This window comes from Ekhidna sp. (assembly GCF_040223195.1).
Lineage (GTDB): Bacteria > Bacteroidota > Bacteroidia > Cytophagales > Cyclobacteriaceae > Ekhidna.
Genome location: NZ_JAVKDX010000007.1, coordinates 54,130 through 77,773, shown reverse-complemented (window position 1 = coordinate 77,773; position 23,644 = coordinate 54,130). Strand labels below are relative to the sequence as shown.

The 23,644-nt window shown below is 43.9% G+C and carries 18 protein-coding genes; 10 read left to right on the top strand and 8 right to left on the bottom strand.

Annotated elements, in window-relative coordinates:
* Window positions 1-43: 43 nt before the first annotated feature.
* Both RLN88_RS03160 and RLN88_RS03155 read right to left on the bottom strand, forming a co-directional pair.
* Complete coding sequence (locus RLN88_RS03160) at window positions 44-1,288, bottom strand: TPR end-of-group domain-containing protein (protein WP_350219924.1); 1,245 nt, start codon at window positions 1,286-1,288, stop codon at window positions 44-46.
* A 131-nt stretch (window positions 1,289-1,419) separates the two neighbouring features.
* On the bottom strand, window positions 1,420-2,643 hold the full coding sequence (locus RLN88_RS03155) for a M20/M25/M40 family metallo-hydrolase (protein WP_350219923.1): 1,224 nt from the start codon (window positions 2,641-2,643) through the stop codon (window positions 1,420-1,422).
* A gap of 271 nt (window positions 2,644-2,914) precedes the next feature.
* On the opposite strand from RLN88_RS03155, the gene RLN88_RS03150 reads away from it, so the two are divergent.
* On the top strand, window positions 2,915-3,997 hold the full coding sequence (locus RLN88_RS03150) for a TolB family protein (protein WP_350219922.1): 1,083 nt from the start codon (window positions 2,915-2,917) through the stop codon (window positions 3,995-3,997).
* A gap of 127 nt (window positions 3,998-4,124) precedes the next feature.
* Here RLN88_RS03150 and RLN88_RS03145 read toward each other — a convergent pair whose 3' ends face one another.
* The 4 genes from RLN88_RS03145 to RLN88_RS03130 form a co-directional block, all read right to left on the bottom strand.
* Window positions 4,125-4,928: a hypothetical protein gene (locus tag RLN88_RS03145; RefSeq protein ID WP_350219921.1), complete on the bottom strand. Its 804-nt coding sequence runs from the start codon at window positions 4,926-4,928 to the stop codon at window positions 4,125-4,127.
* Window positions 4,929-5,026: 98 nt separating this feature from the next.
* The gene (acnA, locus tag RLN88_RS03140) at window positions 5,027-7,759 is read right to left on the bottom strand and encodes an aconitate hydratase AcnA (protein ID WP_350219920.1); all 2,733 of its coding nucleotides are present in this window, start codon (window positions 7,757-7,759) and stop codon (window positions 5,027-5,029) included.
* Between the two features lie 133 nt (window positions 7,760-7,892).
* Entirely contained in the window at window positions 7,893-10,667 is a 2,775-nt protein-coding gene (locus RLN88_RS03135; RefSeq protein ID WP_350219919.1) for a bifunctional aconitate hydratase 2/2-methylisocitrate dehydratase, read from the bottom strand.
* A gap of 98 nt (window positions 10,668-10,765) precedes the next feature.
* Window positions 10,766-11,764, bottom strand: coding sequence for an acyl-CoA reductase (locus RLN88_RS03130; RefSeq protein ID WP_350219918.1), 999 nt, complete (start codon window positions 11,762-11,764; stop codon window positions 10,766-10,768).
* Between the two features lie 97 nt (window positions 11,765-11,861).
* Between RLN88_RS03130 and RLN88_RS03125 the strand changes: the two genes are divergently transcribed.
* Entirely contained in the window at window positions 11,862-12,206 is a 345-nt protein-coding gene (locus RLN88_RS03125; protein ID WP_350219917.1) for a 4Fe-4S binding protein, read from the top strand.
* Here RLN88_RS03125 and RLN88_RS03120 read toward each other — a convergent pair whose 3' ends face one another.
* Window positions 12,207-13,109, bottom strand: coding sequence for a DUF58 domain-containing protein (locus RLN88_RS03120; protein ID WP_350219916.1), 903 nt, complete (start codon window positions 13,107-13,109; stop codon window positions 12,207-12,209).
* A gap of 112 nt (window positions 13,110-13,221) precedes the next feature.
* Between RLN88_RS03120 and RLN88_RS03115 the strand changes: the two genes are divergently transcribed.
* Together RLN88_RS03115 and ychF are read left to right on the top strand one after the other, a co-directional pair.
* A complete protein-coding gene (locus RLN88_RS03115; protein WP_350219915.1) occupies window positions 13,222-13,578 on the top strand; it encodes a DUF3276 family protein in 357 nt (118 codons plus the stop codon).
* Between the two features lie 123 nt (window positions 13,579-13,701).
* Window positions 13,702-14,799: a redox-regulated ATPase YchF gene (gene ychF / locus RLN88_RS03110; protein ID WP_350219914.1), complete on the top strand. Its 1,098-nt coding sequence runs from the start codon at window positions 13,702-13,704 to the stop codon at window positions 14,797-14,799.
* Here the strand turns inward: ychF and RLN88_RS03105 are convergent, their stop codons facing one another.
* Window positions 14,800-16,092 carry a type IX secretion system plug protein gene (locus tag RLN88_RS03105; RefSeq protein ID WP_350219913.1) on the bottom strand — a complete coding sequence of 431 codons (1,293 nt, stop codon included), beginning with the start codon at window positions 16,090-16,092 and terminating at the stop codon, window positions 14,800-14,802.
* A gap of 80 nt (window positions 16,093-16,172) precedes the next feature.
* Here RLN88_RS03105 and RLN88_RS03100 point away from each other — a divergent pair, with 80 nt between their 5' ends.
* The 6 genes from RLN88_RS03100 to nspC all read left to right on the top strand — a co-directional run bounded on the left by RLN88_RS03100 (window position 16,173) and on the right by nspC (window position 23,628).
* Window positions 16,173-16,730, top strand: coding sequence for an RNA polymerase sigma factor (locus RLN88_RS03100; RefSeq protein ID WP_350219912.1), 558 nt, complete (start codon window positions 16,173-16,175; stop codon window positions 16,728-16,730).
* The gene (locus RLN88_RS03095; RefSeq protein WP_350219911.1) at window positions 16,711-18,027 is read left to right on the top strand and encodes an outer membrane beta-barrel protein; all 1,317 of its coding nucleotides are present in this window, start codon (window positions 16,711-16,713) and stop codon (window positions 18,025-18,027) included. Before RLN88_RS03100 ends, RLN88_RS03095 begins: the two co-directional genes overlap by 20 nt.
* Before the next feature lie 118 nt (window positions 18,028-18,145).
* Complete coding sequence (locus RLN88_RS03090; RefSeq protein ID WP_350219910.1) at window positions 18,146-20,761, top strand: DUF5916 domain-containing protein; 2,616 nt, start codon at window positions 18,146-18,148, stop codon at window positions 20,759-20,761.
* Between the two features lie 41 nt (window positions 20,762-20,802).
* A complete protein-coding gene (locus RLN88_RS03085) occupies window positions 20,803-22,008 on the top strand; it encodes a saccharopine dehydrogenase family protein (RefSeq protein ID WP_350219909.1) in 1,206 nt (401 codons plus the stop codon).
* Window positions 21,983-22,516, top strand: a complete 534-nt coding sequence (locus RLN88_RS03080) for a DinB family protein (RefSeq protein ID WP_350219908.1) — start codon at window positions 21,983-21,985, stop codon at window positions 22,514-22,516. The genes RLN88_RS03085 and RLN88_RS03080 overlap by 26 nt, the downstream gene beginning before the upstream one ends.
* Window positions 22,513-23,628, top strand: coding sequence for a carboxynorspermidine decarboxylase (gene nspC, locus RLN88_RS03075; protein WP_350219907.1), 1,116 nt, complete (start codon window positions 22,513-22,515; stop codon window positions 23,626-23,628). The genes RLN88_RS03080 and nspC overlap by 4 nt, the downstream gene beginning before the upstream one ends.
* Window positions 23,629-23,644 lie beyond the last annotated feature (16 nt).

Below are 23,644 nucleotides of genomic sequence, written 5' to 3'. Positions count from 1 at the left end.
AGAGAAAATTATCTTGTTACATTCTCATATCTCTTATATGAGGTTATTCTATGATCCCAATGAATAGGCTGTCTCCTTCGGTAGAAAAAATTCCATCCTGGCTGTAGGCTGCCCAGGGGCTATTCATGATGAAATAAAACCTGTCCCCAATCCAGATTCCCTGAGTCGGTTCACCTAATGAGCCACTTTGAGCCAGTGTCTCTTTGCTAAGAATAGAATTACCATCCTCGGACAGTAGATACTTTACAACTCGATTAGGTGTTGTTCCATTGTGTAAGCAGAGGAGGGAATTGTCTTTAAAATAAAGCCCATCAATTCCTTTTATGAGGATACCTTCCCCCACAATGTCAAGTTTGGCAAGCGCTTTAGAGGCCAGATCCAGCTTATAAATACCATCTATGTAATCACTGAGAAAAAGGGCAGTTTCGTTTTCATTTAGTGTGAGGCCTTGAAGATTGAAAACTTGATTGGATAGGTCGGCGAATTCCTTTAGCTGATTTTCAGTATTTTCAATCCAGTATAGTTTGTTTGCAGTACCATCTGAGATGAAAATATTCCCTTTGGTATCGGCTATCAAGTCTCCAAAATTATGCCCTCCCGGTAGTACGAAGGTTTCGAGCAATTCACCACTTTTCAGATCATACTTAAGTACTGATGCAAATCCTTCTTCATTCTGAATATATGAAGCGTAGTTGCTCATAGATGATGTGCCAACCCACAAGTGTTTGTTGTCTGGTGAGATATCAAGTCCCATCACAGACCAGGAGTTTTTTGGTGATTCGGCCCAAATGATGGGATCAGCGTCTTGCTCTACTTTCCAGATGTTGCCATCTCTGACTCCACCGATAAAGAAAGCCTTTTGTTTTTGTGAGTACGTTATCGATTCAGGGTGTGATGACAAAATAGGAATTTTTGTCAGGTCAGTAGGTTCGATAATTGAGGTTAGCAGCTTTTGCTTTTCTACTATTTGCTCAAAATCTGGACTCTCGATAATCGCAGCAAAGTCATTGTCTTTTGAAAAATCCTGTGTGGCATCCATCAAAATGTATTTATTGAGAGTTTCAATGGATTTTACTTTGTTTCCAGTTAGCGCATATCCTCCAGCTAGATTATAGACTACTGCAGGATAGTTGGGTCTCATGGTATCAATGGTAAACATCTTTTGTTTGAAGAGCTCATAATTTTTCTCCTCATAGGCATTCATACCCTCCTGATAGATATCTCGCAAACTTTGACTGTAGGAAAGGATTGAACAAAGAACAAAAAGTGAGTATAGATTTTTTCGCATAATTGTAGTCATTACACCACCACAACAGGTGGGTTGATTTATACCATTAACCAATTGTAAAAATGGCTAACCAGCAATGACAATTTTAAGCCTGCTTAGATTGAAGAAAGACTCAATAATTATTTGAGATATTAAAATTCAATATCGAATGATATTTTTTCTCCTGCCCGTTCAATGATCACTGTGGTGTGATCTCCCTTGGAAAAAGTTGATAATGCTCTCATGTAGCTCATCATATCTGTAACCGTGCTGTCACCAAGTTGGACTACAATGTCGCCCTTTTGAATCCCTGCCTTGATTGCAGGTTTATCTTCACTCACTCCATCAATACGCATGCCTTCACCATCGTACATGTAATCTGGCACCACGCCCAGAGTCACAGTAAATCGGGGATTGTCAGATTCATCCTTTGTCTTTGTAAAAGTGATCTTCTCGTCATCATCCATGAGTTCGACTATTCTCTGAATATATGAAACTACCTTTAAAATGCCCTCCTCATTAATTTTTTCCGCATCGTCACCGGGCTTGTGGTAATCCTCATGCTGACCGGTAAAGAAATGCAAAACAGGAATATCCTGAAGATAGAAAGAGGTATGATCAGATGGCCCTACACCGGATTCACTTTTGATTAGTTTCAAACTATCACTATTTACTTCATCCAGCAGCCAGTTCCAGATAGGAGAGGTTCCGGTACCATTTACCGCAAGGCCTTTAGCTTCATCCAAGCGGCCCACCATATCCATGTTGATCATAAAGTTTACTCTGGTCAAATCAATGGTTGGATTCTTAGTAAAATAGTTGGATCCCCACAGTCCCTTTTCTTCACCGGACATTCCAATGAAAAGTACATCCCGGTTCAGTTCCCTTTCCGATAAAACTCTGGCCAGATGTAGCATTGCTGCCACTCCGCTGGCATTATCATCTGCTCCATTATGAACTTCCTTTTCCCCGCGATGAAGTGATGAAAAATCCCCCATCCCAAGGTGATCGTAGTGCGCACCGATGATAACCATTTCATCACTGGGATTGTCAATCATACCAATCACGTTGTATCCCGTAATGCCATTTTCGCCACCCTCAGAAGATGGCTGGGCATGTGGGTTATCCGCATCTTTCACAAAAAAGCTTTGATAAAACCCATCAGTCCCTTTCGGCTGTAACCTGGCAGCCTTAAATTCACTCACAATATAATCAGCAGCCATTTTCTCACCGGGTGTTCCTACTTCACGCCCCTGCAGGGAGTCACTGGCCAAAACGGCAACATCCTGACCGATCTCAGCAATAGGATCATAGGTGGCCTGCTTGCAAAAGGTTAGACTGAAAGTCAGGAGGATGAGTGATAAATGCTGTTTCATGTGTATAGTGTTTATTTTCAATGGTTACACATGGAATTCCCGATAAATATTCATCAACCGGTTGGTATAAATTCGGTCTCGAATATTTATGCTCATTTCATGTGTATATAATTTGTTTTTTAAAGGCCACATGGAATGTCCGGATAGCTTGAAGCTGCATCAAATCGTGATTTTTGCCCGTATACTCATCCTCGGTTGGTATAGTTTACTTTATGGGCATTTCATGTGTAAGTAATAGGATTTATTTTCGCAAACCTAAATATACCAACCCATGAGGAATTTTACGATTTTATCCATTGCAATAGCTATACTTTCCTGTCAGCGATCTGCTGAAACTGGTGGTGCTGAAAAAAGTATAGACTCTTTGAGGTACGAGCAGGAGGTACACTTGAAAAATGTACGTCAGCTGACGTGGGGTGGGAATAATGCAGAAGCCTACTGGAGTTTTGATGGAAAGAGCTTGGTATTTCAATCTGATTTTTCTGATTGGGGGGTGGAGTGTGATCAGATTTTCACTTTGGAAGTAAACAACCCAAAAAAGGGTGAACGTCCAAATATGATTAGCACAGGATTGGGGCGAACCACCTGTTCCTATTTCTTGCCGGGAGATTCTCTCATCGTGTATGGTTCTACGCATCTGGCAGACAGCCTTTGCCCGCCAACACCGGGAAGGAGCTCAGGGAAATATGTTTGGCCGATTTATGAGGGTTATGACATTTTCGTAGCTGATCTGCAAGGAAATATTGTAAACCAACTTACTTCTGAGGAAGGCTATGATGCCGAGGCGACTGTTTCTCCGCTGGGAGATCGGATCATTTTTACATCTACCAGGTCAGGCGATCTTGAGCTATATATTATGAATCTGGACGGATCAGATGTGGTGCAAATCACCAGTGAACTTGGCTATGATGGGGGAGCATTTTTCTCGCCAGACGGCAGCAAGATTGTTTGGAGGGCCTCACGACCTGAAACAGATGAAGAAGTTGCAGAGTATAAAGATTTGCTATCACAGGGATTGGTACAGCCTACAAAAATGGAACTATATATTGCCAATGTAGATGGTTCTGATGCGAAGAAAATCACAAGTTTAGGAAATGCCAATTGGGCGCCTTTCTTTACGCCAGATGGTAAGAAAATATTATTCTCCTCAAATCATGGTTCTGAGCGAGGATTCCCTTTTAACCTTTTCATGATCAATGTTGATGGGTCGGAGCTAGAGCAGGTCACTTTTGATGATACCTTCGATTCGTTCCCAATGTTTAGCCCGGATGGTAAGTATTTGGTTTGGGCGTCTAATCGCTTTAACGGGGGCAACAGGGATACAAACCTGTTTGTGGCAGAGTGGGTGGATTAATTATACTATTCAAAAAATGTCATTCCGAAGAATGGGAATCTCTAAAATGTAAAGATTTCTCCTATCGTCGAAATGACATAATTAAAATCTAATGTAAGATCCCGGAAGAACTCCGGGATCAATTTTATTACTCCTCTAAGGTAACCGTGCGTTCCACGGAATTAAATGCCCCGGGGATCAGGTTCTCCTGGTTGTCCAATAGTTCCAATTTGATGGAAACTTCTCCTTTTGGCAGACCTTCGATGTAGTATGGTGCCCATTCATCAATCATGAATTCATTTCCGTTGATGGTCGCTCTTACTTTGTTTCCATCAGGGGAAAGGGTGGTGTTTAGAAGATAAAAATCCAGCATCAGCTTTTCGGTATCGGGACCACTATAGGTTCCTTTCGGACGGCTATAGAAGAGGTGTGGCGCAGATAGATCTGCCTCGTTTGACTCTACTGCTCCTATTGAGAGGTTTTCTACATAATAGGCTCTCTCGCTCTTCACGCTCTCATGGTACGATCGAGATAGAAAAGCCAACACGACATAGTTGCCTTCGTCAAGCACATCATTGATGCCAGGCATGTAGTGTGCTGCATAAGGTCCATTATTCACAATGTAGTGGATGTGCTGTCCTTTGCCTGAATTGGCAATGCCTCGGGTAGCAGCATTTTCCGTTTGAGCTCCAAGCTCAAAATTTTGAACATCGAAAGAATAAAGAACTGAGTACCCTGTATCGGTTGGGGTCGTGATGATCCCTGCTTTGGTGAGCTGGGCATCTGGAAACTCCGGCGATGGTGGGGCCTTGGTCAATGTGATCGCCACTTTTTCTTCCATGGCCTCACTCGCTTCATCCTGACTTCCCTCACCCTTGTTGGTGCTCGTGCAGGAAAATGCCATCAGTGTAATCATGAATATCGATAATAATCCAAGCTTGTTAGTTTTCATATCTAGGTTGTTTCAGTTTGTTTTAAAATTACTTCTTATCTATCCCAACAAAAGAAACCAGAGGTTTGATCCGGTTTTTCTGAGATTCTTGAGATTCATTATTCCTTCAGGAAATTTCGAAGTACATAGTTCAGAATGCCTCCATGCTTGTAGTACTCCACATCTACTCCGGAATCCAGTCTCACCAATGCTTTAAACTCCACTTTAGATCCATCTTTTTTGGTGGCAATGACATCTACAAGTTTGCCTGGGGTGAGGCTGTCGGAAATGCCTGAAATGTCATACGTTTCCTCGCCTGTAAGACCAAGGGTGTCCTGGGTTTCGCCCTCCTGAAACTGAAGCGGAAGTACGCCCATCCCTACCAGGTTGGATCTATGGATACGCTCATAGCTTTCCGTGATCACGGCTTTTACGCCAAGCAATGTTGTTCCTTTGGCAGCCCAGTCTCTGGATGATCCCGATCCGTATTCCTTGCCTCCAATCACCACAAGTGGTGTTCCTGCTTCCTGATACTTCATGGAAGCATCATATACTGTCATTTCTTCTCCTGTTGGTATGTAAGTGGTCCATCCACCTTCACGACTGGCGAGCTTATTTTTGATTCGCACATTGGCGAATGTCCCGCGCATCATCACTTCGTGATTTCCCCTTCGCGAACCGTATGAATTGAAATCTTTCTTTTCCACGCCATGCTCTACCAGGTACTTTCCGGCAGGTGCCTCAGGTAAGAATTTACCAGCCGGCGATATGTGGTCTGTCGTTACCATATCGCCTAGTTGGAGTAGTACTTTTGCTCCTTTAATATCCTCAGGATTAGGTACATCCTCCGAGATGTTCTTAAAGAAAGGCGCTTCCTGAATGTAGGTTGAGTTGCTGTCCCAGTCATAGGTTTGACCTTTTGGGGCTGCTAGCTTTTGCCAGGTCTCATCACCGTCAAAAATGGTCTCGTAGTTAGCTTTGTAATCATCCGGACTCAGCACGGAAGTCATCACTTCGTCTATCTCTTTGGAAGACGGCCATATGTCCTTCAGGAATACATCGTTTCCATCTTTATCTTTCCCGAGCGGCTCATTGTTCATGTCAAAATCCGTATGACCGGCAATCGCATAGGCCACAACCAGCATGGGAGATGCCAGAAAATTCATCTTAATATTTGGGTGGATTCGTGCCTCAAAGTTTCTGTTTCCCGAAAGCACCGAACTCACCACCAGATCATTCTCAATCACCGCTTTTTGTACAGACGGCATCATATCGCCGGAATTACCAATACAGGTAGTGCATCCATATCCAACGTTGTAGAACTTCAAGTCTTCGAGGTAGGAGAGCAGTTTGGATTTTTCCAAATACTCTGTAACCACTCGTGATCCGGGAGCTAAGGATGTTTTCACCCAAGGTTTTATGTCTAATCCAAGTTCTACTGCTTTTTTGGCTACTAAACCAGCACCAATCATTACACTTGGGTTGGAAGTATTTGTACACGAAGTGATTGCGGCTATCACCACTGAGGCATCTGACAGGCAGTAGTCTTTTCCATTGATGCTCACATCTACACTCCTAATTCCATTTTTGTTTTTCACAGTAGGTGCCGGCATTCCGCCTTCATTGGCCCAGTCACCGGTACGATCCGCAATGGTGATGTATTCTCTGCCCTGATCCTTCAAAAGACTAATTACCTTGTCTTTGGCCTCTCTTAATAAAATCTTGTCTTGTGGTCTTTTTGGGCCAGAGATCGTTGGCTCTACTGTGCCCAAATCCAGCTCTACCACATCCGTATATTCGATTTTGGCATTGTCGTCCCTCCAAAGCATATTTTCCTGCGCATAAGCTTTCACCATGTCTATGTGATCCTCCGGTCTAGCCGTATTTCGCATGTAATCAAGCGTGCGTTCATCAATTGGCCAATGGGTATCTGTGCATCCAAACTCAGGGGACATGTTGGAGATAGTTGCCCGATCCGTCACAGCAAGATTTGCCAGCCCTGGCCCGAATACTTCTACGATTTTTCCAACAACACCATAATCCCTTAACAGCCTCGTGATGGTCAATACCAGATCTGTGGAGGTTGTGCCCTCCTTCATTTTTCCGGTAATCTTCAATCCGATTACCTGAGGAAGGATCATGTAGATAGGCTGCCCAAGCATGGCTGCTTCTGCTTCAATGCCTCCAACACCCCAACCCAATACACCGATCCCATTTACCATTGGTGTGTGTGAGTCTGTGCCCACCAGCGTATCTGGAAAAAGAAATCCATCTCTTTCGATTACGCCTTTAGCCAAATACTCAAGGTTTACCTGATGGCAAATACCCATTCCGGGAGGCACCACAGAGAAGTTAGTGAACGCTTGCTGGCTCCATTTGAGTAGTTTGTATCGTTCATCATTTCTTTGGTATTCAAGGTCTACGTTTTTTTGATAGGAATCTGCCGCTCCAAAGTAATCCACAACCACAGAGTGGTCAATAACCATGTCAGCGGGCACAAGTGGATTTGTTTTGCTAATGTCTTTTCCCTTTCGCGCGACCTCAGCCCTGATCGAGGCAATATCAACTACTGCCGGTACTCCTGTAAAATCCTGCATCAATACCCTGGCCGGACTGTAAGGAATATCTTTCTTACCCGCAGTTTCTTTCCAGTTTAAAATGGTATTTATATGATCTTCAGTGACTGCAAAAGCATCGTAATTGCGAATGACATTTTCAAGAAGTATCCTGATGGAATAAGGTAGTTTGTTTACCACCTCTTCCTTTTTCGCCAATTCGCGAAGGCTGAAGTATTTGTGGGTGCCGAGTTGGGTGGATAGTTGTTTTTCGATTCCTAGAAAATCCTGAGGCATGAATTCTGTATTTTAAGGTTTACGATTCTAAAGGTAAACAGGAATTGATTGTATATAGTTTCTCTCAGAGAGTTAAACAAAAAAGCCCAACTCAATCGAATTGGGCTTCTTTTTAATTAAGTGTATGTTTTTCTCACCTCACCAGTTGCTTACCAGAAGGCTTGAACTTGGTCAGGTCAATCCCTTTCACTGCTGCTTCATATTCATCCAGTTTCGGGGTTCTGCCCAGGATGGTGGAAAGCACCACCACCGGAGTGGAGGATAGAAGGGATTCTCCCTTTTTCTCATTGGAGTCTTTCACCACCCGCCCCTGGAACAGTCGGGTGGAGGTTGCCATTACAGTATCTCCCGGCTCGGCTTTCTCCTGGTTACCCATGCACAAGTTGCAGCCCGGGCGCTCCAGGTACAGCATGTTTTCGTATTTGGTACGTGCTTCACCTTTAGGGTTGTTGTCATCAAACACAAACCCCGAGTATTTCTCCAACACTTCCCAGTCGCCTTCTGCTTTCAGCTCATCTACGATGTTGTAGGTAGGAGGGGCTACCACCAATGGTGCTTTGAATTCCACCTTACCCTGCTGCTCTTCCACGTTTTTGAGCATCTGTGCCAGGATCTTCATGTCGCCCTTGTGCACCATGCACGAGCCCACAAACCCAAGGTCTACTTTTTTCTCCCCACCGTAGTACGAAAGCGGTCGGATTGTATCGTGGGTGTATCGCTTGGATACGTCAATATTATTTACATCCGGGTCAGCAATCATTGGCTCTGCAATCTCATTCAGGTCAACCACTACTTCGGCATAGTATTTTGCGTTGGCATCCGGTTTTAGTGTAGGGTTTTCTCCGGATCGGATCTCGGCGATACGCTTGTCTGCCTTATTGATCAATCCCTGAAGTACCTGTGCTTCATTGTCCATGCCCTTCTCGATCATGATCTGGATCCGGCCTTTCGCAATTTCTAAAGATTCAATCAAGGTCTCGTCTTCGGATATGCAGATGGAAGCTTTTGCCTTCATCTCGGCGGTCCAGTCTGTGAAGGTAAAGGCCTGGTCAGCCGTCAGCGTACCGATGTGTACTTCGATCACACGTCCCTGGAAGACGTTCTCCCCATTGTATTGTTTCAACATCTGAGCCTGTGTCGCATGTACCACATCGCGGAAGTCCATGTATGATTTCATCTCACCCTTAAACGTCACCTTTACTGATTCAGGGATCGGCATGGAAGCTTCTCCGGTGGCAAGTGCCAAAGCAACCGTGCCTGAGTCTGCACCAAACGCCACCCCTTTAGACATTCGCGTGTGGGAGTCGCCACCGATGGTGATGTCCCAGTCGTTTACGGTGATATCATTGAGTACTTTGTGGATCACGTCGGTCATGGCAGGGTACACCCCCTTCGGATCACGTCCCGTGATCAGCCCAAAGTCGTTCATGAATTTCATGAGCTTAGGAATGTTGGCCTGCGCTTTCTTGTCCCACACCGAGGCAGTATGACAGCCCGACTGATAGCCAGCATCTACAATTGGAGAGATCACCGTGGCAGCCATCGCTTCCAATTCCTGGGCGGTCATCAAGCCGGTCGTGTCCTGCGATCCCACAATGTTGACTTCCACGCGCACATCAGAGCCCGCATGCAGGGTTTTGCCAGATGTTCCTACTGCGTTTTTGTTGAATATTTTCTCAACGGCTGTCAGTCCTTGTCCTTCATGAGAAATTTCTTTCGATGGCGCAAACACTACTGGCGCCTGGATACCCAGTGTTTTGGCAGCAAACGTCTGAAGTTTCTTTCCAAACACAATGGCATACGATCCACCGGCTTTGATGAACTCCATCTTTTGAGGCGTTAGTGATTTGGAAAGATCAATCAGTTCCTGGTCACCTTTGTACAGTTTCTTTTTCTTCGTATTGATGGTCAGTACGGTACCGGTAGCCACCGAATAGGCTTCCTCAAGTACGATCTCGCCTGCTTCATCTCGCACAGGGTTGCCATCTGCATCCGTCTTTTTCACCCAGTTTTTCAGGTCCACCCCAATACCTCCGGTCACATCCACGGTAGTAAGGAAGATTGGAGAAATACCATTAGTACCACCTACAATCGGGGCAATATTCACAAACGGAACAAACGGGCTACCCGGAATACCGGTCCACAACGCCACGTTGTTTACTCCTGACATTCGTGAGGAACCTACGCCCATGGTGCCTTTTTCAGCGATCAGCATCACTCGCTTATCAGGGTGCTTAGCCTTGAGTTCAGTCAGCGCTTTTTGCATGTCCTTGTTGTGCTCGAATATACACTGTCCATGCAGTTCGCGATCTGATCTGGAGTGTGCGTCAGCGCCTGGGGAAAGCAGATCTGTTGAAATGTCCCCAGTACCGGCGATAAATGTCACAATGTTGATTTCTTCTTCTACCTCTGGAAGCTCCGTGAAAAACTCTGCTTTGGCATAGCTTTCCAAAAGTTCTTTTGCGATGGGGTTGCCACTGGTATACGCTTCTTTCAAACGCTTATAGTCTGCATCATAAAGATATACCTGCGTCTTGAGCACGTTCGCAGCACTTCGTGCAATGGCTTCATTACTGCCAAGTGCCAGATCTAGCAGCACCTTGATAGAAGGCCCACCTTTCATGTGTGAGAGCAGTTCGAACGCAAACTCAGGTGTGATTTCTTCTACTTTTGATTCACCAAGGATGATTTCCTTTAAGAACCTTGCCTTCACACCGGCAGCAGGGGTAGTACCTGGCAGGGTGTTGTAAATGAAGAACTGCAGGGAATCTTTTCGATGTTCATTGCCAGCATCTTTGATCTGTGTGATGATCTCACTCAGTAATTCCCCATCATCAATCGGTTTTGGATGAAGTCCCTGAGCTTTTCGCTCTTCAATTTCTTTTAGATAATCGGTGTATAGGCTCATTATGGAAGTTATTTCAATTATTAAACTGGTAGGAAAATAGTTTCCTCATGCTCAGCTGAGGATGGACAAAAATAATTTATTTGCACTGGATTTATGGCTCAATTCAGGCTGCTCAGAAACTTTAATGTATCCACATTATCGGCATAGTCCCAAAGCTCTGGTCGCTGAGCTTTTCCAAAAGGAATGTAGTCTTTCCCAACGATGCACTGGATTTTTTCCTTTTGGGAATCAAGCACAGCATGAAGATTTTCCAATGAATCGTACTCCTGATGAAAAAGGACACCAATAGGTGAGACCAGCTCATCTGTTGTATTTATTAGTAAAAAACCTGTGTCAAGGTGAGGGGTTCTGTTTACCAGATAGATCGACTTATAATAGTCGTAATTGTTTCGGTACTTATGGTGATTTCCTACTTCTTTATACCCTTCAAAGTGTGGGAAAGCATCCCGGAAATCATAACCCTTTGGAGTGAATACCTTGGAAACATTGCGACATCCTAACCCGAAATATGAAAAGATGTCCTCACCAAGTAATTCCAATTCCTTGGGACTTTCCATGCCGCTGAGAATAGCTACCGAAGTACGATTTTTCCTGATTATACTTGAAATGTCCTTAAAATAGTATTCAAAATATCGAGCTGTATTGTCACTTCCTGTCGCAATCACTGCGTCTATATTGGTCAGTCTCTCCCGTATTTCAATGTTTTTTTTGAACCTTGGCTCTATTTCTATGATCCAGTCGACCATGGTTTTAGTAAGAAACGAATCGTTACTACTGGGTTTTATTGCTGCAAAATGACCGGATATCAATACACTAAGCAGATCATGAAATCCAACTAATGGGATATTTCCTGCCATAACGATACCCACTATTTTTGGCGTGACCTGCTCAAAATCATAGGCATCCGTCCACTTGGAGAGCTTTTCACTTGCAAGCATATGACTGATTCCTTCTAATGCATTTCTTACGCTTTCTAGTGAAAACCACCCGTTTTTTTGTCTGGCCTGGGTGGCTAAATGTTCTATTTCCTGGTCGGTAAGTTTAGCGATCTTCTTACCCAACTCGGCAAATGCCTTGATTTTCTCGCTCTTATTCATAAAAAAGTCAAATAAGTCGACTTAGTCGATTGGGCTGCAAACTTATTGCGATTAATTTTGTTCCCTCATTTAGAACACGACAAAAAAGCGTTTTTCTATGGCGATAATGATTACCGACGAATGTATCAACTGTGGTGCATGCGAACCCGAATGTCCGAATACAGCAATCTATGAGGGTGGAGTAGAATGGAAGTGGGCCGATGGCACAGACCTGAAGGACATTGAGATGGAGGATGGGTCTAAGGTAGATGCCAAAGAAGCGCAAGAGCCAGTATCAGATGAATTTTACTACATCGTCCCGGGAAAATGTACCGAGTGTACAGGTTTTCACGAGGAGCCACAGTGTGCTGCGGTTTGCCCGGTCGATTGCTGTGTGCCGGATCCTGATTACGTGGAGACGGAAGAGGAACTGTCCGCAAAGAAAGAATGGTTACACCTGTAATCATCTCATCTTCTTTCGCTTGATCAGGTAAGCTCCCAGAATTTTATCGAAGGAATCATTTATGTTGACTGGCACAAAGTCGATCTTCATCATTCCACATTTGATCTTCAGATCTTGGTAGAAATTGGCCATTTCCTTGCGGTACATGTCTTTCACTTCATGCGGATTCACTTTGATGGACTCATTGGTTTCCATATCAATGAACTTGTACGGCCGATCCTCAAATTCGAAATGTAGCTCGCTGGAATAATCCGATACATGAAATAAAATAATCTCATGCTTATTGTGCTTTAGGTGCTGTAGAGCACTCAGCAACTGATCTTCATCCGAATTTTGAAACATATCCGAGAAGATCACCACCAGCGATCGCTTGTGGATCTTATCAGCAATCTCATGAAGCACTGAGCTGATATTAGTTTTGGTATCGGGGGTTTTTGCATTTTGTAGTTCAGAAAGCTTGGACAGGATCGTATTGAGGTGAGCTTTGGTACTTCTCAGTTCGGTTTCCTGCTCAATCTTGTCCGAAAAAACGGAAAGCCCAACTACATCCCTTTGCCGGGTGAGTAAATATGAAAGTGCTGACGCTGCAAAAATTGAAAACTTCAATTTGTCCTTTCCCGGTTGGGGGAAATGCATGGACGCAGAATTATCTATTAGAATTCTGCACCTAAGATTCGTTTCCTCTTCATATTGCTTGGTATAGAGCCTGTCTGTTCGGGAGAATACCTTCCAGTCAATATGCCGGGTACTCTCACCAAAATTGTAAAGCTTGTGCTCTGCAAACTCTACCGAAAAGCCATGATAAGGAGACTTATGCAGGCCGGTGATAAACCCGTCTACAAGCTGCTTTGCTATGAGTCCCAGGTTGTCATATTGATTGATTTCGGAAATGTTTGTCGTCATATTCAGATATTCACCAGCTATTCAAGGCTTTTGTTTTGCAGATAAAAAATATAAAGCACTATATTTAGCCCGATTTTAGCAAAAACTAACACCTAACACAAATTTTAATCAAGTGGAAGATAATAACGAAAAAGGAAGAGACGAGATCTATTCTGAGAGAGTAAAGGCGGGAAAGCGTACGTACTTTTTTGATGTGAAAGCGACACGATCAAATGATTATTACCTGACGATTACGGAGAGTAAAAGGAAGCCGAAAGACGATGGGTTTTTCTATGAAAAACATAAAATTTTCTTGTATAAAGAAGATTTCAACAAATTTGTAAACGCGCTGAATACCACGGTAAACCACGTAAAGGACGAATTGATGCCTGAAGTGGATTTTGCACAGTTCGATAGGGAAGATGAGGAAGATGAGGAAATTGCTGGTGCTGAGGTATCAGAATCCGATTCTGAACTGAAGTGGGATTGATAAGATAACTTTTTTAGTAAGTATGAAGAGAGAGGCTTCCCGACGTATGTTGGGAGGCTTTTTTTATGCTAGTTTTGCGCCTCGAAAAAGCGATTTTTCGCAACCCTTTTAAAAATTAACCTTATGGGATTACAGTGCGGTATCGTAGGATTACCAAATGTGGGCAAGTCCACGCTTTTTAATGCTTTGTCAAATGCTAAGGCGGAAGCGGCCAATTTTCCTTTTTGCACGATTGAGCCAAACGTTGGAGTGATCACCGTACCGGATGAAAGACTTCAGATCTTATCGGATCTGGTAAATCCAAAAAAAGTGCTACCCACTGTGATAGAATTCGTGGACATTGCCGGGCTTGTGAAAGGAGCGAGCAAGGGAGAAGGACTTGGAAATCAATTTCTGGCAAACATCCGGGAAGTGGATGCCATTATCCATGTGGTGCGGTGTTTTGATAACGACAATATTGTGCACGTGGCGGGTAAGGTCGATCCAATTGAGGACAAAGAAGTGATCGATACAGAGCTTCAGTTGAAAGATTTGGAGTCGGTTGATAAAAGAATTGAGCGGGTACAGAAGATTGCAAAATCCGGTGATAAAGATGCGAAAGCGGAGCATGAGGTTTTATTAAAATTTAAGACCCATCTGGAAAGCGGTCAGAATGCCCGGTCATTGGAGATGGACAAAGAATCCAGGGCCTGGATCAAGCCTCTTCAGCTTTTGACGGATAAGCCCATCATCTATGTGGCCAACGTGGATGAGGATTCGCTGAGCACCGGGAATGAATGGAGCAAAAAGCTGGAGGAGACCATCAAAAACGAAGCTGCTCAGCTGATACTGGTATCTGCCGGATTGGAGGCTCAGATAGCAGAATTTGAAGATCCGGAAGAGAAGGAAATGTTTCTACAGGAATACGGCTTAAAAGAGTCAGGCTTGAATCGGTTGATCAAAGCTTCTTATTCATTGCTTGATCTCATCACATATTTCACAGCCGGAGAAACAGAAGTGAGGGCCTGGACAATAAAGAATGGCTGGAAAGCGCCACAGGCCGCAGGTGTAATTCACTCGGACTTTGAAAAAGGCTTCATCAAAGCTGAGGTGATTAAAATTCCTGATTATCAGCAATATAAGACTGAAGCGGGGTGCAGAGAAGCGGGTAAGCTTGCGATAGAAGGAAAAGAATACATAGTGAAGGACGGAGATGTGATGCACTTCCGTTTCAATGTGTAACTATCTTTCTATGGATCGGAAACGTTTGTACCCGATCAGTTCATCATTGACATTCCCAGGTTTTCGGTAGTATACCAGTATCTCGTATTCATCCTCGGCCTGAAAATGACTCCCTTCAAAATGATAGGGAGGGAGTTCATCGCTATCTACATAGTACAGGTATTCATAATACCCTTGCTTCAGCGGGATGGTGGTTTCATACCGCCCCAGTCCATTTTGAGTGGTATATTTCATCCGGTTGATATCGGTTAGTCGCCAGTTGTTAAACTGACCAACCACATAAACGTCCCCGTTGATGGGCTCGGACTTTAGAGAAAATTGTACGTTGGCATAGTCCGCATTCAGAATGCCCTCACCTGGATCATCATTCTGGATGAGGTAATTTCCATTGATATCCTGGAAGTTTAGCGTGTAGGGGATGGGTCCCCGTGTACCATCCAGCTTCAGAGGGGCCATGATTTCCTGGCCGGTATTGGTAATTCTCGCCACGTTTCTCCCAGATACATTCAGCGTTCTCAGATCGGCAAACCTGAACTCATTCCATCCGGGAAAGTTGGTTTTAAGATCAAGATGTCGAAATTCAAGCGACCCATCATTGGCTCGAACCAGCGTAGGAGGTATGTCTTTGATAGCAGTGTACCAATTATGATTTTGAAGGATCACAGGGCTGATATCCTTCGTTGGAGCGTTGACCAGCAAATTGCCATATCTGATATCAAACTCGATTTGATGATTTTCGTCTCGCTTGTTGATCGTAGTACTTACCCGCACGGTCTGTCCGATACTGGCAACAGGATTTACCACCATAAACCTTCGGGTCAGTAATACATCATCGGGATTGGCCCTTCGGAATACCGCCACTACATAGTTTCCTGATATCGTCGGTTTTGGAATCTGAAATTGGTAATTGATATACGGCTGCACCGTATTATTGGAATAGTTGAAGTCAGTTATCCTATAATTGTTGATCTGTGATAGGAATTCCATATCCCTGAGCACAGACTTGTCCCAGTCTTTGTTGCAGTGAAAAATTTTGGCACTCAGATTCTCAAATTGATCCGTCAGCAAATCAAAGGTCATTATTAACTGGTCACGCTCATTCAGGTTGATTACCGGGTTCTCAAGCTCTTTTCTTTGACTGTTTTCAACAGGTATCACTTTAGCATACCCGATGATATCCTCGTACTCATGATTATCAAAAATCAGCTTTTTGTTGGTCTGAGACTGCTGCGGTACGATGGGCTCGCATTGAATTAAAACAACAGATATTGCTATTATCAGGGGGATCTTCATAACTTTAGAGTTATTTAAGTATCCAAATTAGTTATTACAACTATAATACACCGCTTTGGGTCTTTTAAAGTGCCAACATAATGTCGGTCAGCGAAGAAAAATTGATTAAAGGCTGCCAGAAAGGCAAGAAGGAGTATCAGCAAGCGCTATACGATAAATACTGCGATGGTATGTATCTGGTGGCTCTGAGATACTCCAAAATGCAACAAGAGGCAGAGGATATTATTCAGGAGGCATTTATAAAGGTCTTCAAGAATATCCACAATTTCAGGAAGGACTCGTCATTGGCATACTGGATAAAGCGGATAGTTGTGAATACAGCACTCAATCATCAACGAAGCAAACTCTATCTCTACCCAATGGTAGATGTCAATGATTTGGATGATTGGAGTGAAAAGGAATCAGCTATCTCAGAGCTGGGATACGAGGAGCTTCTTAGTATGATTCGGGAGCTTCCAAGTGGGTGTCAGGTCATTTTTAACCTGTTTGCGATCGAAGGCTACAAACATCACGAGATAGCTGAAAAATTGCAGATTAGCGAAGGCACCTCAAAGTCTCAATATTCCAGGGCAAAATCACTGTTGGCAGAAAAGGTAATTCAGAGAGATAAGGTCAAATATGGATCGGGAGAGGTTTGAAGATCGGATTCGGGATAAGTTTGAAGGACAAACAGTAAAGGCACCCTCTGGCACATGGAGCAATATAGAGAGTGCACTCAATGCAGATTTGGTTTCCAGATATGAGGCGCAACACATGCTCTTCAAATGGATGGCTGTAGCTGCTGTTTTTGTCATTGTTTTCTTTTTGGGAATACTCTATTTCCCGTTTTCAGGCAGTGATGTCTCACCAGAGGATTATCAGAGTTATAATGCCTTGCTTTCTAAAGACTGGAATACAGACAATTATTTTGATCATAATTTTTCAACTTTCCAAAGCCGGGATTTGACCTTTAAGAAAATCTCAGGTTCCAGCAATTCAGTAAATAGTAGTAGTAATGAAATGCTCGCATATTTTGAAAAAGACGAAACTGTAGAGTCAGATTATGAAGAGTTTATCATAAGTAAGAAATCTCCCGGATTGGAGCTTGCCACGGTATCATCTGATATCTATTGGTACAGAGCCGCCGGACCAGGCACTTCTCGCAAATCATCGAGAGAGCCTGCAGAGAAGAAAGTATGGGCAGGAGTAGAGGCTGGAGCTGGCACTTTTAGCAGCAATATTTCAGGCTCAAGTGCTTTAGCAAGTTCGTTGAACCCCGCAGGAATTGCTTCAGCAGTTGGTACGGAGGGTTTTATCAATCCTACCACCAGTATTTCTTCAAGCATGAATGAAGGATTAGCTACTTCCATTGGGGTTGATTTTGGCGTGCAGCTTGGTAAGAAATGGACCCTTGAAAGTGGTCTGGCTTATACGCGGATGAACAACAGCGGCTCTGCATCCATAAACGTGTTAGACGTTTTTACCATAGACAGTAGAGAGCTGGTTGGAGGCGAAGTTCCATCCTCCTTTAAGAAAAATCCTGTCTCACCACCTCCAGGAGCCAGAGAAACGGTAATTGAAGTCGAAGAAAGCTATGATCACGAGGTTGAGTTGAACAACAATGTGCAGTTAGCATCCATTCCACTCAAGGCCGGATATTACGTCTTTGACAGAAAATTTAGTTTAAGACTTAATGCAGGCCTTGCTGCAAACTATTTGATAAATGGAAGTCTTTCTGATCCATCCAGGCAAGTTCTGGATAGTGATAACCTAAACTTATATAATGATTGGTCTTTTGACGGAATAGGGGGATTGGAACTGGGATACTCCATATTAAGCAACTTTGCCTTTACCATTGAGCCAAACTATCGTCACGCGATTACTCCTATTAGTAATTCTACCAGCAATCCTTCCAGATTGTCTATACAAACAGGTTTGAGGTATACTATGAAGTAACCTTCCATCCCAGATTTCTTTTTTCTATATAAAAAATGTAACCACTCATCATTATTGGAGTATTCATTGTCATCCATTCATTCGTTTGGATTGGTGTCGCTTACAACTAACTATACTCATGCGCCTGAAACTGCTCACTCAGTTTGTAACCCTGTTATGTCTTTGCACAAAAATTCTTGGCCAGGAAGAACTTCCCCCCAAGAAATCCTACACCACTGACTGGATAAAAAGTGAAATCACCATTGACGGCAAGCTGGATGAGGAGGCCTGGGATCAGGTAGAGTGGGGTGGAGATTTTATTGGTCACCGACCTGCATATAATGTCGAGCCAAAGCAGCAAACCCAATTCAAAATTCTATACGATGCAAAATTCCTCTACGTAGGGGTGCGCGCATTCGACACGGAACCGGACAAGATCGTAAAAAGAATGTCCCGAAGGGATGGTTTTGATGGGGACTTTGTAGAAATTAACATTGACAGCTACGGGGATAAGCGAACGGCTTTTTCATTCTCTGCATCTGTATCTGGGGTAAAAGGGGATGAATATGTATCCAACAATGGAGATAATTGGGACAGTACCTGGGATCCTATCTGGTACCTGAGAACCAGTGTGGATGATCAGGGATGGATAGCAGAATTCAAGATCCCCCTTTCGCAGTTGCGTTTTGCAAATAAAGAGAATCACACCTGGGGGATTCAATTCACTCGCCGCATATTCAGGGAGGAAGAGCGCTCTACCTGGCAGCCAGTCGATCCCAATGCCCCGGGATGGGTTCACCTTTTTGGAGAGCTCAATGGAATCAAAGGAATAAAACCACAAAAGCAGCTCGAAATCCAGCCATATGTACTTTCCTCCTTGGAAAAATATCCGAAAGAGGAAGGAAATCCATTCAGGGATGCGGGCAAAGAATTTAAGAACAACGTGGGAGTGGATGCCAAAATTGGAATCACCTCTGACATTACGCTCGATTTAACGGTCAACCCTGATTTTGGTCAGGTGGAAGGTGACCCTTCCCAGGTAAATCTTTCGGCATTTGAGATCTTTTTCCAGGAACGGAGGCCCTTTTTCCTTGAAGGAAGCAACATTTTGGATTTTGGAACAAGCGGAGGAATCAATAACCTTTTTTATTCCCGCAGGATAGGTAGATCTCCCCAGGGCCAACTGCCAGATGATGTGGAGTATGCAGATGTACCGCGTCAGACACGCTTGATAGGGGCGGCAAAGCTCACTGGAAAAAACGCAAAAGGATTTTCCTGGGGCGTGCTTGAATCTGTCACAAATAGTGAAAATGCTGAGGTTATGGATACTTTGAGAAATTTTAGAAGTGAGACCATCGAACCGATGACCAACTATTTTGCAGCCAGATTTCAACAAGATTTAAACAATGCCAAGACAGTCTTTGGAGCTATCGTTACAAATGTCAATCGGTTTGATAACCAGGGAAATGGCATGGAACTCTTGCATGACAATGCCCAAAGCGGAGGATTCGATATTGACCATAATTTCAAAGATCGTAAGTACGGTGTGAATTTTAAGTATGGTTTCAGTAGGGTGACTGGTAGTAGAGGATCCATCTATAGAACGCAGAATGCCTTTCAGCGAAGCTTCCAACGGACAGACAATACATACAAAAGCGTAGATTCGACCAGGACAGAGCTAGTAGGGACTTTTTCGTCCTTTTCATTCGGAAAACGAAGTGGTGAATGGAGGTGGACGGTGGGCTCAAATTATAAATCTCCCGAATTGGAATTGAACGATATTGGCTTTTTGCGGCAAACAGATATTATTAATAACTGGGCCTGGACCAATTACCGGATCAATAAGGTCACAAAACTTTTCAGGAACCAATCCTACAACATGTATTTTGAACAGAATCTGGATTTTGGGGGCGTGGTTCTCGAATCTTCCATGAATGGAAATGTATTTCTGGAGTTTAAAAACCTGTGGCGATTTGAAACCGGCTTTTTCCTGACTGATGAACAAGTTTCCAATGCGGATCTCAGAGGAGGCCCTTCCATTATCTATCCCGGAGGAAATGAGATATGGTATTGGATTGGCACAAACACCCAAAAGAAAGTAAGAGTCTCCTTCAATCAGTGGCTCTTTAGGGGGAACAATGACTATGCTCGAAGTTCGGGTGTGAGCATGGGGCTGATAGTCCGACCGATCGACGCACTGAATATTTCCCTTTCTCCCAGTATCCAATGGAGGAGAAATGATCTTCAGTATGTGACGAGCGAGGAGTTTGATGGATCCAATGAATATCTCCTGGGCCGGGTTCAGCAGAAAATTTACCGCCTTACCATACGGGCTAATTACAACATCACTCCCAACCTGACGCTGGAATATTGGGGTCAACCCTTTGTAGCTACAGCCAAATATGATGACTTCAAAAAAACCGTCCAGCCTAATTCTGAGAACTTCAATAATCGTTTTGCCAGCCTGGAGTACTCCTACAATAATTCTTCAAATGAATATTCATTGGAAGGATTTAATTCAGATGAGCCGTACATTTTGGGAAACCCAAACAGCAATGTCGTAGAGTACAAATCTAACCTGGTACTTAGGTGGGAGTACATTCCCGGGTCAACATTGTTTGTGGTTTGGGCCAATAATGGCTTTTATAACAACAATCAAAATGAAGGCAGCTTTCGTAGTTTGTCAAACGAACTCAACGATCTCTCAAGCACCAATACCTTTCTGATTAAATACACCTATCGCTTTATTTTATAAGCGATCTTCCTGCTAACTTTGGGCAAAATCAAATTTTGAATATGTCTAAAGTTGTAATCATAGGTGCAGGTGGAGTCGGTCGCGTCACAGCCTTCAAATGCGCCCAAAATCCGGATATTTTTTCAGAAATCGTTTTGGCTTCACGCACCAAATCAAAATGCGATGACATTGCCGCTGATATCAAAAAGCAGCTTGGAGTTGAAGTAAAAACCGATCAGGTGGATGCAGATCATGTAGATCAGGTGGTGGCACTGTTCAAGCGACATAATCCCAAAATGGTCATCAATGTGGCTTTGCCCTACCAGGATCTTACCATCATGGATGCCTGCCTGGAAGCTGGTGTCAACTACCTGGATACCGCAAACTACGAACCACCGGAGGAGGCTAAATTTGAGTACAAATGGCAGTGGGCCTATCAGGATAAGTTCAAAAATGCCGGACTAACCGCAATCCTGGGCTGTGGATTTGATCCGGGCGTTACTGGCGTATTTACGTCCAGAGCAGCCAAACACTTTTTTGATGAGATTCACTACCTCGATATCGTGGATTGCAATGCCGGTGATCACGGAAAAGCCTTTGCCACCAACTTCAACCCGGAGATCAACATCAGGGAGATCACCCAAAAAGGAAAGTACTGGGAAAATGGCAAATGGGTGGAAACCAACCCCTTCGAGTTCAGAAAAGATTTAGACTATCCAAATATTGGTAAGCGACCATCCTACCTACTTTATCACGAGGAGTTGGAATCATTGGTAAAGAATTATCCCACCATTAAAAGAGCCCGCTTTTGGATGACTTTTGGTGATGAGTATCTAACGCACCTGCGGGTAATTCAGAACATTGGAATGGCATCCATCCAGCCGGTCAATTATGAAGGAAAGCAAATTGTGCCGCTTCAGTTTTTGAAAGCTGTACTACCTAATCCGGGGGATTTGGGAGAGAATTACGAAGGGGAAACCTCGATTGGCTGCCGGATCAAAGGGCTGAAGGATGGGAAGGAAACTACCTACTATATCTGGAACAATTGCAGCCACAAGGCGGCATATGATGAAACCGGTGCTCAGGGTGTATCCTACACCACAGGCGTCCCTGCTATGGTAGGAGCGGCCATGTTCCTGACCGGGAAATGGGCAGGGGCAGGAGTATTCAATGTAGAGGAGTTTGACTCTGATCCATTCTTAGAGAAACTTGGAAATTCGGGATTGCCGTGGCACGAGAAGCATGGCATTGACCTGGGGATGGATTGATATGGTTGATATCAAGGAAGTTCCGGAGTTTTATCAAGGCTACATAAGGGCTCTGGGAGAAGGTGAATTGGTGCCCCTTCTGCTAAAGACGGGCGATGAATTTATCACCTTTTGTCGCAGACTAACTGAGCCGCAGGGACATTACAAGTATGCAGAGGACAAGTGGAGCATCAAGGATATCATCCTGCATGTCACAGATGCAGAGCGAATATTCGCATATCGTGCACTGAGATTTGCCAGAAACGATAAAACGGAAATTTCGGGATTTGAACAAAACGATTATGTGTTGGAAGCAAACGCTGACAGTAGGACGATCCATAACCTGCTCTCCGAGTTTACCAATGTAAGAGCTGCTACGCTCGATATGTTTTCCTCATTCAGTGAGAAAGTAAGGAAAAGAACGGGGGTGTCAAATGGTGTGGAGATGAGTGTGGAAACACTCGGATACATCATTTCGGGTCATTTGATGCACCACCTCAACATTATACATGAACGATACACCAAGTGAAAATTCCATCACCTTGCTATGTACTGGATGAGAAGAAGCTCATCCGAAACCTGAAACTTGTCGATCATGTGCAGAAAAGTGCGGGTGTAGAAATCATCCTTGCCTTTAAGGGCTTTTCTATGTGGAGCGCATTCCCTCAGGTAAAAAGGTTTGTCGGTGGTGCCACGGCAAGCTCACTCAATGAGGTGAAGCTTTGCAATGAGGAAATGGGGGTAAAGTCGCACACCTATTGTGTCGCCTATGCACCGGATGAGTTCGATGAGATTGCATCCAAATCCTCACACATTACCTTCAATTCACTTTCACAGCTCCATCGCTTTATTGATCAGGTTCCGAAAGAAGTGAGTGTTGGCTTGCGGGTAAACCCCGAAAAATCGGATGTAGAGACCGATCTCTATAATCCTTCCAGTCCGGTTTCCAGGCTGGGCGTCACTTCAGAGCATCTTGAAAAGCTACCTGATCAAGTAGAAGGACTCCACTTTCACGTATTGTGCGAGTCAAATTCTTATGCGCTGGAAAGTGTATTGACTGCTTTTGAAGATAAATTCGGGCACTTTTTACCACAGATCAAATGGGTGAATATGGGGGGTGGGCATTTGATGACCAGGGAAGGATATGATACCGATCATCTTATCAAATTGCTTTCTGATTTCCGTAAAAAACACGATGTAAATGTGATCCTGGAGCCGGGAAGTGCTTTTGCCTGGCAAACCGGGGATTTACACACCTCTGTTTTAGATATAGTTGAAAATGGAGGAAAAAGGACAGCCATTTTTGATGGATCATTCACCTGCCACATGCCTGACTGCCTGGAGATGCCTTATCGGCCGAAGCTGGAGTCCGGCTCAGAGAGTAAGATAGATGGCTGGTATGCTTATCGTCTGGGTGGAGTGAGCTGCCTTGCAGGGGACTTTCTGGACGAGTACTGGTTTGAGCATGAGTTGAAAATAGGCGATCCAATCATCTTCAAAGACATGATCCATTACACCATGGTGAAGACTAGCACCTTTAATGGGGTGAAGCATCCATCAATCGGGATACTGAGGGAGAGTGGACAGTTCGAATTGATAAGGGAATTTGGGTATAGGGATTTTAAGGAAAGGTTATCTTAATTCAATTATTTTCGTA

Coding starts and splice junctions, on each gene's coding strand:
- RLN88_RS03160 (WP_350219924.1), bottom strand. CDS start 1,288: ATGCGAAAAAATCTATACTCACTTTTTGTTCTTTGTTCAATCCTTTCC.
- RLN88_RS03155 (WP_350219923.1), bottom strand. CDS start 2,643: ATGAAACAGCATTTATCACTCATCCTCCTGACTTTCAGTCTAACCTTT.
- RLN88_RS03150 (WP_350219922.1), top strand. CDS start 2,915: ATGAGGAATTTTACGATTTTATCCATTGCAATAGCTATACTTTCCTGT.
- RLN88_RS03145 (WP_350219921.1), bottom strand. CDS start 4,928: ATGAAAACTAACAAGCTTGGATTATTATCGATATTCATGATTACACTG.
- acnA (WP_350219920.1), bottom strand. CDS start 7,759: ATGCCTCAGGATTTTCTAGGAATCGAAAAACAACTATCCACCCAACTC.
- RLN88_RS03135 (WP_350219919.1), bottom strand. CDS start 10,667: ATGAGCCTATACACCGATTATCTAAAAGAAATTGAAGAGCGAAAAGCT.
- RLN88_RS03130 (WP_350219918.1), bottom strand. CDS start 11,764: ATGAATAAGAGCGAGAAAATCAAGGCATTTGCCGAGTTGGGTAAGAAG.
- RLN88_RS03125 (WP_350219917.1), top strand. CDS start 11,862: ATGGCGATAATGATTACCGACGAATGTATCAACTGTGGTGCATGCGAA.
- RLN88_RS03120 (WP_350219916.1), bottom strand. CDS start 13,109: ATGACGACAAACATTTCCGAAATCAATCAATATGACAACCTGGGACTC.
- ychF (WP_350219914.1), top strand. CDS start 13,702: ATGGGATTACAGTGCGGTATCGTAGGATTACCAAATGTGGGCAAGTCC.
- RLN88_RS03105 (WP_350219913.1), bottom strand. CDS start 16,092: ATGAAGATCCCCCTGATAATAGCAATATCTGTTGTTTTAATTCAATGC.
- RLN88_RS03100 (WP_350219912.1), top strand. CDS start 16,173: ATGTCGGTCAGCGAAGAAAAATTGATTAAAGGCTGCCAGAAAGGCAAG.
- RLN88_RS03095 (WP_350219911.1), top strand. CDS start 16,711: ATGGATCGGGAGAGGTTTGAAGATCGGATTCGGGATAAGTTTGAAGGA.
- RLN88_RS03090 (WP_350219910.1), top strand. CDS start 18,146: ATGCGCCTGAAACTGCTCACTCAGTTTGTAACCCTGTTATGTCTTTGC.
- RLN88_RS03085 (WP_350219909.1), top strand. CDS start 20,803: ATGTCTAAAGTTGTAATCATAGGTGCAGGTGGAGTCGGTCGCGTCACA.
- RLN88_RS03080 (WP_350219908.1), top strand. CDS start 21,983: ATGGCATTGACCTGGGGATGGATTGATATGGTTGATATCAAGGAAGTT.